12 protein-coding genes are annotated in these 12,823 nt (G+C 63.5%); 2 read left to right on the top strand and 10 right to left on the bottom strand.

All coding sequences use genetic code 11. The annotated features are described in order from the left end of the window. Positions 1-144: 144 nt before the first annotated feature. Both hpnH and ispH read right to left on the bottom strand, forming a co-directional pair. Entirely contained in the window at positions 145-1,305 is a 1,161-nt protein-coding gene (gene hpnH / locus ACVIN2_RS08270; RefSeq protein WP_027569013.1) for an adenosyl-hopene transferase HpnH, read from the bottom strand. Positions 1,306-1,340: 35 nt separating this feature from the next. Further along, complete coding sequence (gene ispH / locus ACVIN2_RS08265; RefSeq protein WP_027516858.1) at positions 1,341-2,267, bottom strand: 4-hydroxy-3-methylbut-2-enyl diphosphate reductase; 927 nt, start codon at positions 2,265-2,267, stop codon at positions 1,341-1,343. A 462-nt stretch (positions 2,268-2,729) separates the two neighbouring features. On the opposite strand from ispH, the gene hpnN reads away from it, so the two are divergent. After that, positions 2,730-5,318, top strand: a complete 2,589-nt coding sequence (hpnN, locus tag ACVIN2_RS08260; RefSeq protein WP_456765219.1) for a hopanoid transporter HpnN — start codon at positions 2,730-2,732, stop codon at positions 5,316-5,318. Here hpnN and ACVIN2_RS08255 read toward each other — a convergent pair. Continuing rightward, complete coding sequence (locus tag ACVIN2_RS08255; RefSeq protein WP_247426047.1) at positions 5,286-5,918, bottom strand: DUF2147 domain-containing protein; 633 nt, start codon at positions 5,916-5,918, stop codon at positions 5,286-5,288. The two genes, hpnN and ACVIN2_RS08255, sit on opposite strands and share 33 nt — an antisense overlap. A 141-nt stretch (positions 5,919-6,059) precedes the next feature. Here ACVIN2_RS08255 and hpnO point away from each other — a divergent pair, with 141 nt between their 5' ends. Next, entirely contained in the window at positions 6,060-7,451 is a 1,392-nt protein-coding gene (gene hpnO / locus ACVIN2_RS08250; RefSeq protein ID WP_026233264.1) for an aminobacteriohopanetriol synthase HpnO, read from the top strand. A gap of 9 nt (positions 7,452-7,460) precedes the next feature. On the opposite strand, the gene ACVIN2_RS08245 is transcribed toward hpnO, so the two are convergent. The 7 genes from ACVIN2_RS08245 to ACVIN2_RS08215 all read right to left on the bottom strand — a co-directional run bounded on the left by ACVIN2_RS08245 (position 7,461) and on the right by ACVIN2_RS08215 (position 12,697). Beyond that, complete coding sequence (locus ACVIN2_RS08245) at positions 7,461-7,766, bottom strand: HigA family addiction module antitoxin (RefSeq protein ID WP_456765218.1); 306 nt, start codon at positions 7,764-7,766, stop codon at positions 7,461-7,463. Between the two features lie 11 nt (positions 7,767-7,777). Continuing rightward, a complete protein-coding gene (locus ACVIN2_RS08240; protein WP_456765217.1) occupies positions 7,778-8,059 on the bottom strand; it encodes a type II toxin-antitoxin system RelE/ParE family toxin in 282 nt (93 codons plus the stop codon). Between the two features lie 58 nt (positions 8,060-8,117). Continuing rightward, positions 8,118-8,885, bottom strand: a complete 768-nt coding sequence (locus ACVIN2_RS08235; RefSeq protein WP_456765216.1) for an anti-sigma factor family protein — start codon at positions 8,883-8,885, stop codon at positions 8,118-8,120. Further along, a complete protein-coding gene (locus ACVIN2_RS08230; RefSeq protein WP_247288712.1) occupies positions 8,882-9,430 on the bottom strand; it encodes a sigma-70 family RNA polymerase sigma factor in 549 nt (182 codons plus the stop codon). Before ACVIN2_RS08230 ends, ACVIN2_RS08235 begins: the two co-directional genes overlap by 4 nt. A gap of 157 nt (positions 9,431-9,587) precedes the next feature. Next, positions 9,588-9,923 carry a cupredoxin domain-containing protein gene (locus ACVIN2_RS08225; protein ID WP_456765215.1) on the bottom strand — a complete coding sequence of 112 codons (336 nt, stop codon included), beginning with the start codon at positions 9,921-9,923 and terminating at the stop codon, positions 9,588-9,590. Positions 9,924-9,946: 23 nt separating this feature from the next. Continuing rightward, positions 9,947-10,891, bottom strand: a complete 945-nt coding sequence (locus ACVIN2_RS08220; RefSeq protein WP_027569020.1) for a metallophosphoesterase family protein — start codon at positions 10,889-10,891, stop codon at positions 9,947-9,949. A gap of 186 nt (positions 10,892-11,077) precedes the next feature. Beyond that, entirely contained in the window at positions 11,078-12,697 is a 1,620-nt protein-coding gene (locus ACVIN2_RS08215; RefSeq protein ID WP_456765214.1) for a GMC family oxidoreductase, read from the bottom strand. Positions 12,698-12,823: the final 126 nt, after the last annotated feature.

The raw sequence follows: 12,823 nt of genomic DNA, 5'->3' as shown, positions 1-12,823 counted from the left end.
AAAAGGCCCGGTCGCCATTGGCGATCGGGCCTTTTGTTTGATCTGCGTCACTCGGATGGAGCGGGGGCGCAATCGGGCCTTCAACGCGGAGGGACTGTCCCGGATTTCGCTTGCGCTCCATCCGGGCTACAGGGCACCTCGCGCTTACGCGGCGGTCGACGCCTTCCGTGCGGCCTTCTCCTGTGCGGCGGCTGCCTCGTCCTTGCGGATCTCCGACAGGCGCTTCTGCACTTCCGCCGAGAAGATGTACTGCGCCGGACGCTGCTTGCTCATGTCGATCTCGGGGGCCATCGGACCCGTGGTCCTGACGCCGCGCAGCGACACCCACATCGCCTTCAGCGGGTTGTTGATGGCTGCGGTTGCCGCCGTCGGCTCGTAGCCGCAATGGGCCATGCAGTCGGCGCACTTCTCGTACTTGCCGGTGCCGTAGGTTTCCCAGTCGGTGGTGTCCATCAGCTCCTTGAAGGTTTTGGCGTAGCCTTCACCGAGCAGGTAGCAGGGCTTCTGCCAGCCGAAGATGTTGCGCGCGGGCATGCCCCACGGCGTGCACTCGTATTCCTGGTTGCCGGCGAGGAAGTCGAGGAACAGGCCGGAATGCATGAAATTCCACTTCTTGCCCTTGCCCATCGCAAAGACGTCGCGGAACAGCTTCTTGGTCTTGGTGCGGTTGAGGAAGTGCTCCTGGTCCGGCGCACGCTCATAGGCATAGCCCGGCGACATCGAGACGCCGACACCGAGCTCGACGGTGAGGTCGAGGAACTTGGCGATCTCCTCGGCCGGGTGGCCGTCGAAGATGGTGGCGTTGACGTTGACGGTGAAGCCGCGGGCCTTGGCCGCCTTGATCGCGGAGACGGCGCGGTCGAACACGCCCTTCTGCGACACGGCCTTGTCGTGGTGCTCCTTCAGGCCGTCGAGATGCACGGAGAAGAACAGGTAGGGCGAGGGCTCGAACAGATCGAGCTTCTTCTCGAGCAGCAGCGCGTTGGTGCAGAGCGAGACGAACTTCTTGCGCGCGACGAGGCCGCGCACGATCTCGCCGATCTCCTTGTGGATCAGCGGCTCGCCGCCGGGAATGGCGACCATCGGCGCGCCGCACTCGTCGGCCGCGTCCCAGCACTCCTGTGCGGTCATGCGGCGGTTGAGGATCGCATCCGGATAGTCGATCTTGCCGCAGCCGACGCAGGCGAGGTTGCAGCGGAACAGCGGCTCCAGCATCAGCACGAGCGGATAGCGCTTGCGGCCAAGCAGCTTCTGCTTGATCAAATAGCCGCCGATACGCATTTCCTTGAAGAAGGGGATAGCCATTACAAGTTTCTTTCTGGGCTTGAAATTCGGGTGGGTCAGCTCGCAGCCAGTTGGGCCGGAAGCCGGAATTCGATGTTTTCCTCGCGGCCCGGAAGCACCGAGACCTTGACCGGTCCGATCCGCCGCATCGCTTCGATCACGTCATCCACGAGTACCTCGGGCGCCGAAGCGCCGGCCGTGACGCCGACGATCCTGGCATCTTTCAACCACTCCGGATTGAGCGCGCTGCCGTCGGCAATCAGATAACTCGCGACACCGGCCTCAGTGCCGATTTCGCGGAGCCGGTTCGAATTCGAGCTATTGGCAGCGCCCACCACCAAGATCACGTCGACCAGCTTGCTCAAGTCCCTTACCGCAGATTGGCGGTTCTGTGTCGCATAGCAGATATCCCGGATATCCGGGCCTTGAATATCTGTAAAGCGGGCCTGCAGGGCCGAAATGATGTCCTTTGTGTCATCAACAGACAGGGTGGTCTGGGTGATATAGGCCACTGGCGTATCCGCCGGCAGCTCAAGGGCCTTAACCTCTTCAACGCTTTGGACCAGCAGTACGGGGGCGGGAACCTGGCCCATCGTACCCTCGACCTCGGGGTGGCCGGCATGGCCGATCAGGATCAGCGTGCGGCCCCTGGCGATGTAGCGCTTCCCCTGATTGTGAACCTTCGTGACCAAGGGGCAGGTGGCATTGAGCACCGGAAGATCGCGCGCGGCCGCTTCTTCCTCGACGCTGCGGGCGACGCCATGAGCGCTGAAGACTGTCACGGCCTTGGGCGGCACCTCCGACAGTTCCTCGACGAAGATCGCGCCTTTGTTTTTCAGGCTCTCGACGACGTACTTGTTGTGCACGATCTCATGGCGCACGTAGACGGGCGGGCCGTACTTCTCCAGCGCCCGTTCCACGATCTCGATCGCACGCACCACCCCCGCGCAAAAGCCGCGCGGTTGCGCCAGATAAACTTCCATTGGACGCCCATCACGCAAGTTGCACCAATCCGGTCTCAAGTTCAGGGGACACCCCGATACGAACCAATGAGTTGCAATATCCGCACCATCGGTTTCGCGCACGCGGTAGCCGCCCACCCCTGCCGGGGCCCCGGTGCATGGAGGCGCAGTACTTTGTGTCAAAAAATCGGCAGTAAGGAAAGGTGGAATGAACTTTGGTTCCCTGCCCGATCAGCTTCGCGGTATTATAGTAGAGGGCGCCCGTGGCAGCAAGGTGGCGACATTTGTGCGCACGCTTCGTCACTTTCCCGCCTCAACTCCCCGGCTATACCGACGGCCCCGCATGATTTTGCCATGGTCTTCCGCCGTTTACCTCGAACCTTCTGACGGCGATAACCACTCAAAACAGCAATAGGTTTCGGCCGGGAACTCCGTTAAACAGCGGGCGTTTCCGGCAAGCTGTTAACCGCAGAAAGAAAAGTAGTGCTGCAAAGCGTCGTCGTTGCCATCGTCAGGGCCTGCACCCGGTTTGCCTCCCTCGTCGTCGTTCTCGGGCTCCTGCTGGCGGTGGGGGCGGGCTATTACACGTCCCAGCATTTCGCCATCAACACCGACATCAATTCGCTGATTGCCCAAAATCTGGACTGGCGCCAACGCGACCAGCAGTTCGATCGCGCCTTCGACCGCGATGCGACGATTACGGCGGTGGTGGAAGCCAAGACGCCGGAGATGGCGACCGCGGCGTCGGACGCGCTCTATGCCAAGCTGAAGGACAACAAGACCGACTTCCAGTCGATGCAGCAGCTCGGCACCGGCGAGTTCTTCGAAAAGAACGGCCTGTTGTTCCTGCCGACAGAGGAAGTCGCCAAGGTCACCGGCCAGTTCGAATCCGCAGCACCCCTGATCGAGATCATGGCGGGCGATCCCTCGATCCGCGGCCTGACCGGCGCGCTGGAAACCGGACTTGCCGGCGTCAAGCGCGGGCAGGTCAAGCTCGACAACACCGAACGGCCCTTCAACCAGATCGCGCAAACGGTCGAGACCGTGCTCAACAAGGGAAATGCGACGTTCTCCTGGCGCCAGCTCGTCAGTGACGAGCCGCTGACGGATTCGGACAAGCGCGCCTTCATCGAGTTCAAGCCGATCCTCGACTACAACGCGCTGGAGCCCGGCAAGGGCGCCACCGATGCGATCCGCAAGGCCGCAGCCGATCTGGATTTTGCCACCAAATACCAGGCGCGGGTCCGGCTGACCGGACCGGTCCCGATCGCCAACGAGGAATATGCAACCGTCCAGGAAGGCGCCGTCGTCAACGGCATCGGCACGGTCCTCGTCGTGCTGCTCATCCTGTGGCTGGCGCTGCATTCGGCGAAGATCATCTTCGCGGTGTTCGTCAATCTCTTCGTCGGTCTTGCGCTGACCACCGCCGCCGGCCTGATGATGGTGGGCTCGCTCAATTTGCTGTCGATCGCGTTCGCCGTGCTGTTCGTCGGCCTCGGCGTCGATTTCGGCATCCAGTACAGCGTCCGCTATCGCTCCGAGCGGTATAAGCACAACGATCTCTCGGGGGCGCTGATCCTGGCTGCCAAGCGCTCGGCAATTCCGTTGTCGCTGGCGGCAATGGCGACCGCGGCCGGTTTCCTCTGCTTCATCCCCACCGACTACAAGGGGATCGCCGAACTCGGCCAGATCGCCGGCGTCGGCATGCTGGTCGCGTTCCTCACCAGCATCACGGTACTCCCGGCGATGCTGAAGCTGTTGAACCCGCCCGGTGAGAAAGAGCCGGTCGGCTATGCCTTCCTGGCGCCGCTCGATCACTTCCTGGAGAAGCACCGCGTGCTGGTCGTCGGTGGCACGATGTTTCTGGCGGTCGCCGGCCTGCCGCTGCTCTATTTCATGAAGTTCGACTTCAACCCGATGAACCTGCGCAACCCGAAGGCAGAGTCGATCGCGACCTTCCTCGATTTGCGCAAGGATCCCAACACCGGCGCCAATGCCATCAACGTGATGACCACGTCGGAAGAGCAGGCAAGACAGGTGGAGGCAAAGCTGGAGAAGGTGCCGGAGGTGTTGCGCGTGATGTCGCTCAACAGCTTCGTTCCTGAAGACCAGCCGCCGAAGCTGAAGCTGCTCGCGCAGGGCGCCAAGGTGCTGAACCCCGCGCTCAATCCCGACCAGATCGACGCCGCGCCATCGGACAAGGAAAACGTCGATGCGCTGAAATCCTCGGTCGACAATCTGCGCCGGACCGCGGGCGATGCGAAGGGCCCGGGAGCGGTCGCCTCGCGTCGGCTCGCGGACGCGCTGGAAAAGCTCGCCAATGGCGACGAGGCCACGCGGAACAAGGCGCAGGACGTGTTCGTCGCGCCGATGAAGATCGTGTTCGACCAGCTCCGGAACGCGATGCAGGCCGAGCCGGTCACCCTGAAGTCATTGCCGGCAGATCTCGTCAGCGCCTGGAAGAGCAAGGACGGCATCATCCGGGTCGAGGCGCTGCCGAAGGGCGATCCCAACGACAACGACACGCTGCGCAAATTTGCGGCGGCGGTGCTCGTTGCCGAGCCGACCGCGATCGGCGGTCCGGTCTCGATCCTGAAATCCGGCGACACCGTGGTGAAGGCGTTCATCCATGCCGGAATCTATGCGCTGCTGGTGATCGGCCTGTTGCTGTGGGTGACGCTGCGCCGGTTCGTCGACGTGCTGATGACGCTGGTGCCGCTGCTGGTGGCCGGCGCGGTGACGCTCGAGATCTGCGTGCTGATCGGCTTGCCGCTCAACTTCGCCAATATCGTCGCGTTCCCGCTGCTGCTCGGCGTCGGCGTGGCCTTCAAGATCTACTATGTCGTGGCCTGGCGCTCGGGCAGGACAAACCTGCTCCAGACCAGCCTGACGCGCGCGATCTTTTTCAGCGCGCTGACAACGGCGACCGCCTTCGGCAGCCTTTGGCTGTCGAGCCATCCCGGCACATCCAGCATGGGCAAGCTGCTCGCGCTGTCGCTGGTGACGACGCTTGCCGCCGTGCTGCTGTTTCAGCCCGCCCTAATGGGCAAACCCCGCAATCTCAGGGAGTAGGCAGATGTCGCCGACCTGATCGGCGGCGCCCTTCTGACCGGGTTTGGCAGTGCCGGTGGCCTTCGGGGCTGCGGGCGCAGCCTGCGCCGCTGTAGCGCCCGTCGTTGCCGGGGCTTTCGGCGCCGCGCCGGTGGGCTTCGGCGCGCCCTTGGCCATGGCGTTGGCGGGGCTCAAGGGAATCGGGGGGCTGACCCGGGTCCAGGTCTCGCCACCGCACAGGAACCCCATCACGCAGCCCTTGATCTCGAGCTGGTCGGTGCCAACCGGCGTGATGGTCGCGCTGTAGAGCTGGCCGTCCTTGGCGTTGTAGACCTGACCTTCCCACTGATCGGCGCCGGGCTTCTTCTTCATGTCGATCAAGGTCGCCATGCCCAGCGTGGGGCGGGTCTTTTTCGACGCGTCCGGATTGTTCTCGTCGCGGCCGCCAGGCTGTTTTTCCCAGGAAACCGCGCCCCACATGCTGCCATTGCATTGGGCGACACGAATGTTGGCGACGCCGTCGGCAACCCGCCAGTCGCCGGTCGGATCGGCCGCGAGCGCCGGGTTCAGGCAGGTGTAACCGCCAGCCAGTATTAGTCCGGTGTAAAGGGCTAAACGCATGATAGTTCCTTGGCAGTGCAACATGGTCTAAAGCTCTGCTTGCGAAGATGGTCCGAAAAAGGGCAAAAGGCCGCACAGACCGTTTTCAGCGACGTTCCGTTTTCAGTTGACGAGACGGCCCTCAACCGAAGTATGTAGCGGATGCACAGCCCAAATCCAGACATGTCTCAGCTGTTCGCGGACCGCCAGGCCCAGCGCAGCGCCCTGCATAATCGGCATCTGAACGAGCAATTCGTTCGGGTCCTGAAGACCATCGGCTACGATGTCGGCTTCCAGAAGGGGCAGGGACAGTACCTTTACGACCGCGACGGGGCGCGCTATCTCGACCTCTTGTCCGGTTTTGGCGTGTTTGCGATCGGGCGCAATCATCCGGTCATGCGCGAGGCGCTCAAGAGCGTGCTCGATGCCGACCTGCCCAACCTCGTCCAGTTCGACGTCTCGGTGCTTGCCGGCGTGCTTGCCGAGCGGCTTTTGAAGTACGTTCCATATCTCGACAAGGCGTTCTTCGCCAATTCCGGCGCCGAATGCGTCGAAGCCGCGATCAAGTTCGCCCGCGGCGCCACCGGCCGTCCGGGGATCGTCTATTGCGCCCACGGCTATCACGGCCTGACCTATGGCGCGCTGTCGCTCACGGGTGATTCGAACTTCCGCACCGGCTTCGAGCCGCTGCTGCCGGGCTGCACCTCGATCCCGTTCAACGATCTCGCCGCGCTCGAAAAGGCGCTGGCCTCGCGCGAGGTGGCGGCCTTCGTCGTCGAGCCGATCCAGGGCAAGGGCGTCAACATGCCCACCGACGAGTTCCTGCCGGGTGCGGCTGCGCTCTGCAAGAAATACGGCACGCTGTTCGTCGCCGACGAGATCCAGACCGGCATGGGCCGCACCGGCCGCTTCCTCGCGGTCGAGCACTGGAATGTCGAGCCCGACATGGTGCTGCTGTCGAAGTCGCTGTCCGGCGGCCACGTGCCGGTCGGCGCGGTGCTGACGCGCAAGAGCATCTTCGACAAGATATTCAACCAGATGGACCGTGCAGTCGTGCACGGCTCGACTTTCTCCAAGAACGACCTGGCGATGGCTGCGGGCATCGCCACGCTCGACATCATGGAGTCCGAGAAGCTGATCGAGTCCGCCGCCAAGCGCGGTGCCGAGCTGCGCCTCGCGCTCACGCGCATGGTGCCCGGCTACGAGCTGTTGAAGGAAGTCCGCGGCAAGGGCCTGATGATCGGCGTCGAGTTCGGCCCGCCGAAATCGCTGCGGCTGCGAGCGTCCTGGAACGTGCTAGAGGCAGCCAACAAGGGCCTATTCTGCCAGCTCATCACCGTGCCGCTGTTCAAGGACCACAAGATCCTCACGCAGGTCGCCGGCCACGGCAGCCACACCATCAAGCTTCTGCCGCCGCTCACCATCACCGAGGAAGATTGCGGCTGGATCGAGCGCGCCTTCGACGACGTCATCGCCGGCAGCCACAAGGTTCCCGGCGCGATCTGGTCGCTCGGCAAGACGCTGGTGGACAACGCGGTGCGGCGGTCGGCGTGACCTGATCGCTCAGGCCGCCTTGGGCTTGTTCACAGTCTCGATGCGGTCGAGAGCCTTGCCGAGATCGCGTTTGGCAATCTGAATATCGTAGTCATTCTGAAGATTGAGCCAAAGCTCGGCCGTCGTACCGAGGGCTTTGGCGAGTCGAAGTGCTGTGTCGGCGGTGACCCCAGTCTGTTCGCTCGCGATTCGCTCGATTCGCGTGCGGGGAAGGCCGCATGTCTTGGCGAGCGCACCTGCCGATATGTCTAGCGGAGCCAGAAATTCCTCCCGAAGAACCTCACCAGGATGCATGGGCTTTAGTTTTTTGGCCATCCTCGCGTCTCCTAGTGATAATCCACAATCTCGACCTCGGCGGCGCCCTTCGCTGTCCAGACGAAGCACACTCGGAACTGATCGTTGATCCTGATCGAGTGCTGTCCCTTGCGATCGCCCGCGAGGGCCTCAAGACGGTTGCCGGGCGGCGCCCTTAAGTCGCTGAGTTCGCTGGCTGCGTGCACATAGCGCAATTTCCGACGCGCAACCTTCACCAGATCAGCCGGAAAGCCTTTAGGGCTTTCGCCGTCAAAGACTGCCTCAGTCGTCTTATCCCTGAAGGTCTTGATCACTCAGACAATGTATCACTATCTGATACACGGTTCAAGGTCCCGCGCATCAACGAGGCAGCTATCCCTCCACATTCGCTTTCATCGCCGCCTCGAACTTGTCGACGAATTCGGCGAGCTCGTCGGCGCCGAGATCGCTGACGGCCCAGAAGTTCAGGCCGCGATTGCCCCAGCGCCGGCAGTTGAAGCCCTGCATGGTTTCGGTCTTGGGCGCGCGGTATTCCGCGTTCGACGTCTGCGACACGAACAGATTGACCACGTGCTGCCGGCGTTTGTAGACGACCGCGCCGATGGCACGTGCGTCGATATAATCGAGCCTGCCGCCGACCAGCGTAAAGCCTTGTGCGGTGAGGTCGATCACGGGAGGGGCGACGTCGAGCTTGCCGTTGAACCACGGCTTCACCGTGTGCTGGTCGGTCGAGACCACGTCGATGAGGTGGCCGGCCTGGAGCGAGCGCAGATGCGCGGAGACGACCTCCGACAGGATGCGCTGCTGGTCGTCCTGGCGCAGCACCAATGCGACGACGCCGGAGGCGGCGAGCGCGGAGACTGCCGAGCCCATCGCAAAGCCGCGCAGCACGGAGCGGCGGCTCGGCTGTTGACGCTGCGGCTGCGGCAGCGAAGCCTCGATACGCGCACGCAGGCTCGCCGGTGCGGTGTAGCGCAAATCGGCGTCCGCGAGCACGCGCTGCATGTCGCGTTGGGCCGAAAGCTCCGCAGCGCAGGCCGGGCAGCTGGCGATATGGGCTTCGACCTCGCGCGCATGGCCGGCATCGAGCTCGTTGTCGAGCAGCGCGTGAAGCAGGATCCTTGCTTCGTCGCAGGTCATCTTGCTTGCTCCTCATCCGCCGTCCAGGCCGCGCGCAGCATGGCGCGGGCGCGGGCGAGGCGGGACATCACGGTGCCGACGGGCGCGCCGACGGCCTCGGCGATTTCACGATAGGACAGGTTGTTGATTTCCCGCAGCACGAATGTTTCCTTGAACGGCTCGGCGAGAGCGTCGATCAGCTTGCGGATCGCGCCCGCATCGCGGCTGCGCAGCACTTCGGTTTCCGGGCTTGCCTCGGTCTCTTGCCAGATCGGCGTCTGCTCGGCAGCGCCGGGCGTGTCGTCGATCGCGCTGTGTCTGTGCGCGCGCCGCGCATATTCGGCATTGCAGACGTTACGCAGGATCGCGAAAAGCCAAGGCTTCATCGCCGGCCCGCGATAGCTGTCGAAATGCTTCAGCGCGCGCAGATAGCACTCCTGCACCGCGTCCTCGGCATCGGAGGCGTCACGCAACAGATAGCGCGCGAGCGTGTAGACGTCGTCGAGATAGGGCAGCGCCGCCTCGCGGAAGCGTTGCGCCTTCTGCAAATCGTCGTTGGCGGGCATCGCTCCTCGCTTTGCCTCTTGTTCTGCTCGTTGCTTCGTTTCGTCGTTGTTCGTTTCGTCCCTGTTCGTCTTGTCTCTGTGTGTGACCGAAGGCACACGAGCCCGGCCGGCGTGGGACCACCGGCCGGGCAAGACGTTGATGCCTTGGTTCGAGATGTTACTCAACCTTGATCATCCCCGTCATGTGCGGGTGCAGAGAACAAAAATACTTGTAGTCGCCCGCATTGGTGAAGGTGAACGAGAACTTGTCGTCAGTGTCCAGCGTCTTGGACCTGAATTTGCCGGCCGACACGACGGTGTGGGGGATGTCGTCCCGGTTGGTCCAGGTCACGGTGGTGCCGACCTTGATCTTGAGCTCGGCCGGCTGGAAGACGAAATTGTCGATATGCACCTCCATGTCGTCGGCACGGGCGGTTGTGGCGGGTAGCAGCATGGCCGCGGCCCAAGCGAGACCGAAGGCGACACCGAAGTCGCGGCGATTGAGAGTCTTCATTGTCAGCTTCCGTTAGCCCTGCATCAACCCTGGAGCGGCGTGTCGATGATCGCGAGCCGCTGCTCGTTCTGCTTGAAGTTGATGCTGGCAACGCCGAGCATCGCGCGGAGCTTTGCGTCCTCGACCTTCATCGGTCCGGGCGAGGGGGCAGCTCCCGGCGCCGGCTGCGGAAAGGCGGTGGAGCGGGCGGTGTGGAAGGTGACGTTGCCTTCGACCTTCTGCATCACTTGGTGAATGTGGCCGTTGAGCACGGTGACCGAACCGAAGCCTTTCACCTGTTCCAGCGCGCGGGCGCCGTCCTCGGTGCCCCAGCCCCATTCGGGGTAGACGGTCCAGAGCGGGATGTGGGCGAACAGCACGATCGGCGTCGATTTCGACTTGCCGCGCAGATCGTCCTCGAGCCAGGCCAGCTGCTCGGCACCGAGATTGCCGAGGCCTCCGGCCTTGAGGTCGACGACATTGACGAGGCCGATGAAGTGCACGCCGCCGGCGTCGAACGAATACCAGCCTGCGCCCTTGGTACCGCGGCCGTAGCGCTCGCGGTAGAACTTCACGTCCTCGTCGAGGAAGTCATGCTCGCCGGGCACGTAATGCACGTCGAGCTTGCTCTGCGAGATGATGCGATCGGCATTGTCGAACTCGGCGGCCTTGGAGAGATGCGTGATGTCGCCAGTGTGGATCATGAAGGACGGCTTGACCGGCATCGCGTTGATCTTGTTGATGGCTTCCTCCAGCGTGCCGAGTGCGTTGGGATTGGCCGGCTTGTCGAAGCCGACATGGCTGTCGCTGATCTGGAGGAAGGTCATTCCGGGCGCGGCCGCGGTCGCAGCCTGCGCGGAATCGATGATGCCGAGCGAGCGCGGCACGCCACCGGTGATGGTCCAGAGCACCCCGGTGCCGGCCCAGGTCATGCATTCCAACACCTTGCGGCGGCTTAAGCCGTCCTCGCCGTGATCGTGTCCGCTCATCGCGCAGCTCCTCTTCGCCCGGAATTGGGCTTCGGGGAGGTGATTGGGGGAGCGGGGGTGTTATTCCCGGACGCGATGACGTTTTCGTGAGGTGGTTGGACGCGTAGCCATATGGAGCGTACCGGAATGCGGGACAAATCGAGCGTCCTCTCCCAGATTTCGCTACGCCCGATCGAGGTTACGCATTCACTTCGCATCCTCCAAAATCATCGCCGCGCCCTTCTCGGCGATCATCGCGGTCGGCGTGTTGGTGTTGCCCGACGTGATGGTCGGCATGATCGAGGCATCGACAATGCGAAGGCCGCCGAGGCCGTAGAAGCGCAGGCGTTCGTCGACGACCGCCATCGGATCGCTTGCCGCGCCCATCTTCGCGGTGCCGACGGGATGGAAGATGGTGGTGCCGATGTCGCCGGCGGCCTTCGCGAGCGAGGCATCGTCGTCGCCGACGCCGGGGCCGGGCAGATATTCGCTCGGGCGATATTTTGCCAGCGCCTTCTGCTGCATCAGGCGGCGGGTGGTGCGAATGGCATCGGCGCCGACCTGACGGTCGTCATCCGTTGAAAGGTAATTCGGCGCGATGATCGGCTTCTCGTCTGGGGCCGCCGAACGCAGACTTACGGTGCCGCGCGAGGTCGGCTGGAGATTGCAGGCGCTCACCGTGATCGCGGGGAAGCGGTGCAGGGGATCGCCGAACTTGTCGAGCGACAGCGGCTGCACGTGGAACTGGATGTTGGCGCGTGCGCGCGTCGCATCGGAGCGGGTGAAGATGCCGAGCTGCGACGGCGCCATCGTCAGCGGCCCGCGGCGGCGGAAGGCGTAGTCGAGGCCCATCAGGCCGCGTCGAACCAGATTGTAATAGGTCTCGTTCAGGGTGCGCACGCCCTCGACCTTGTAGATCGCGCGTTGCTGGAGATGGTCCTGCAGATTGCGGCCGACGCCCGGCTTATCCATCACGATGTCGATGCCGAGCGGTGACAGCCAGTCGGCAGGTCCGATGCCGGATCGATGCAGCACCTGCACCGAGCCGATCGCGCCCGCCGAGAGGACCACCTCGCGTTTGGCACGCGCCTCGATGATCTCGCCATTCTGGATGAAGCGCACGCCGACGGCGCGGCCCTGTTCGATGATCAGACGATCGACCAACACATGCTTTTCGAGCCGCAGGTTCGGGCGGTTCAGCGCTGGCTTGAGGAAGCCGCGCGCCGACGACCAGCGCCGGCCGCGCTTCTGATTGACGTGAAAATAGCTGGTGCCTTCGTTGTCGCCGGTATTGAAATCCGGGATGCGCTTGATGCCCATCTCCTCGGCTGCATCGCCCACGGCATCGAGGACCTCCCAGGACAGCCGCGGCGCCTCGATGCGCCAGCCGCCGCCGGCGCCGTGATGCTCGCTCGCGCCGAGGAAATGATCCTCGAGCCGTTTGAACAGCGGCAGCACGTCGTCATAACCCCAGCCGGTCATGCCGAGCTGGCGCCAGTGATCGTAATCGGCGGCCTGTCCACGCATCGAGATCATGGCGTTGATCGCCGAGGAGCCGCCGATCACCTTGCCACGGGGATAGGCGAGCGAGCGGCCGTTCAGCCCGGGCTCGGCCTCGGTCCTGAACATCCAGTCCGAGCGCGGATTGCCGATGGCGAAGAGATAGCCGACGGGAATGTGGAACCAGATCCAGTTGTCGTCGCCGCCGGCTTCGAGGACGAGGACGCGATTGCTGGAATTGGCGGACAGCCGGTTGGCGAGGATGCAGCCCGCCGTGCCGGCCCCAACGACAATGTAGTCAAACTCACCTTCGAGCCGCCTTGGCATGCTGCTTCCACCCAACAGGCGTCATGCCCGGGCTTGTCCGGGGCATCCACGCGCTTTCCGTTCTAATAGTCAGACGTGGATGGCCGGGACAAGTCCGGCCATGCCTGTGAGTCAGGGCTACACCCC

Source organism: Bradyrhizobium sp. USDA 3650 (assembly GCF_054057395.1).
The sequence above is the reverse complement of the archived record's forward strand: the minus strand, read 5'-3'. Positions and strand labels throughout refer to the sequence as shown.

What these genes read in the sequence shown, in the direction of transcription:
- hpnH (WP_027569013.1), bottom strand. Translation starts at nt 1,305, where the DNA reads ATGGCTATCCCCTTCTTCAAGGAAATGCGTATCGGCGGCTATTTGATC.
- ispH (WP_027516858.1), bottom strand. Translation starts at nt 2,267, where the DNA reads ATGGAAGTTTATCTGGCGCAACCGCGCGGCTTTTGCGCGGGGGTGGTG.
- ACVIN2_RS08255 (WP_247426047.1), bottom strand. Translation starts at nt 5,918, where the DNA reads ATGCGTTTAGCCCTTTACACCGGACTAATACTGGCTGGCGGTTACACC.
- hpnO (WP_026233264.1), top strand. Translation starts at nt 6,060, where the DNA reads ATGCACAGCCCAAATCCAGACATGTCTCAGCTGTTCGCGGACCGCCAG.
- ACVIN2_RS08245 (WP_456765218.1), bottom strand. Translation starts at nt 7,766, where the DNA reads ATGGCCAAAAAACTAAAGCCCATGCATCCTGGTGAGGTTCTTCGGGAG.
- ACVIN2_RS08235 (WP_456765216.1), bottom strand. Translation starts at nt 8,885, where the DNA reads ATGACCTGCGACGAAGCAAGGATCCTGCTTCACGCGCTGCTCGACAAC.
- ACVIN2_RS08230 (WP_247288712.1), bottom strand. Translation starts at nt 9,430, where the DNA reads ATGCCCGCCAACGACGATTTGCAGAAGGCGCAACGCTTCCGCGAGGCG.
- ACVIN2_RS08225 (WP_456765215.1), bottom strand. Translation starts at nt 9,923, where the DNA reads ATGAAGACTCTCAATCGCCGCGACTTCGGTGTCGCCTTCGGTCTCGCT.
- ACVIN2_RS08220 (WP_027569020.1), bottom strand. Translation starts at nt 10,891, where the DNA reads ATGAGCGGACACGATCACGGCGAGGACGGCTTAAGCCGCCGCAAGGTG.
- ACVIN2_RS08215 (WP_456765214.1), bottom strand. Translation starts at nt 12,697, where the DNA reads ATGCCAAGGCGGCTCGAAGGTGAGTTTGACTACATTGTCGTTGGGGCC.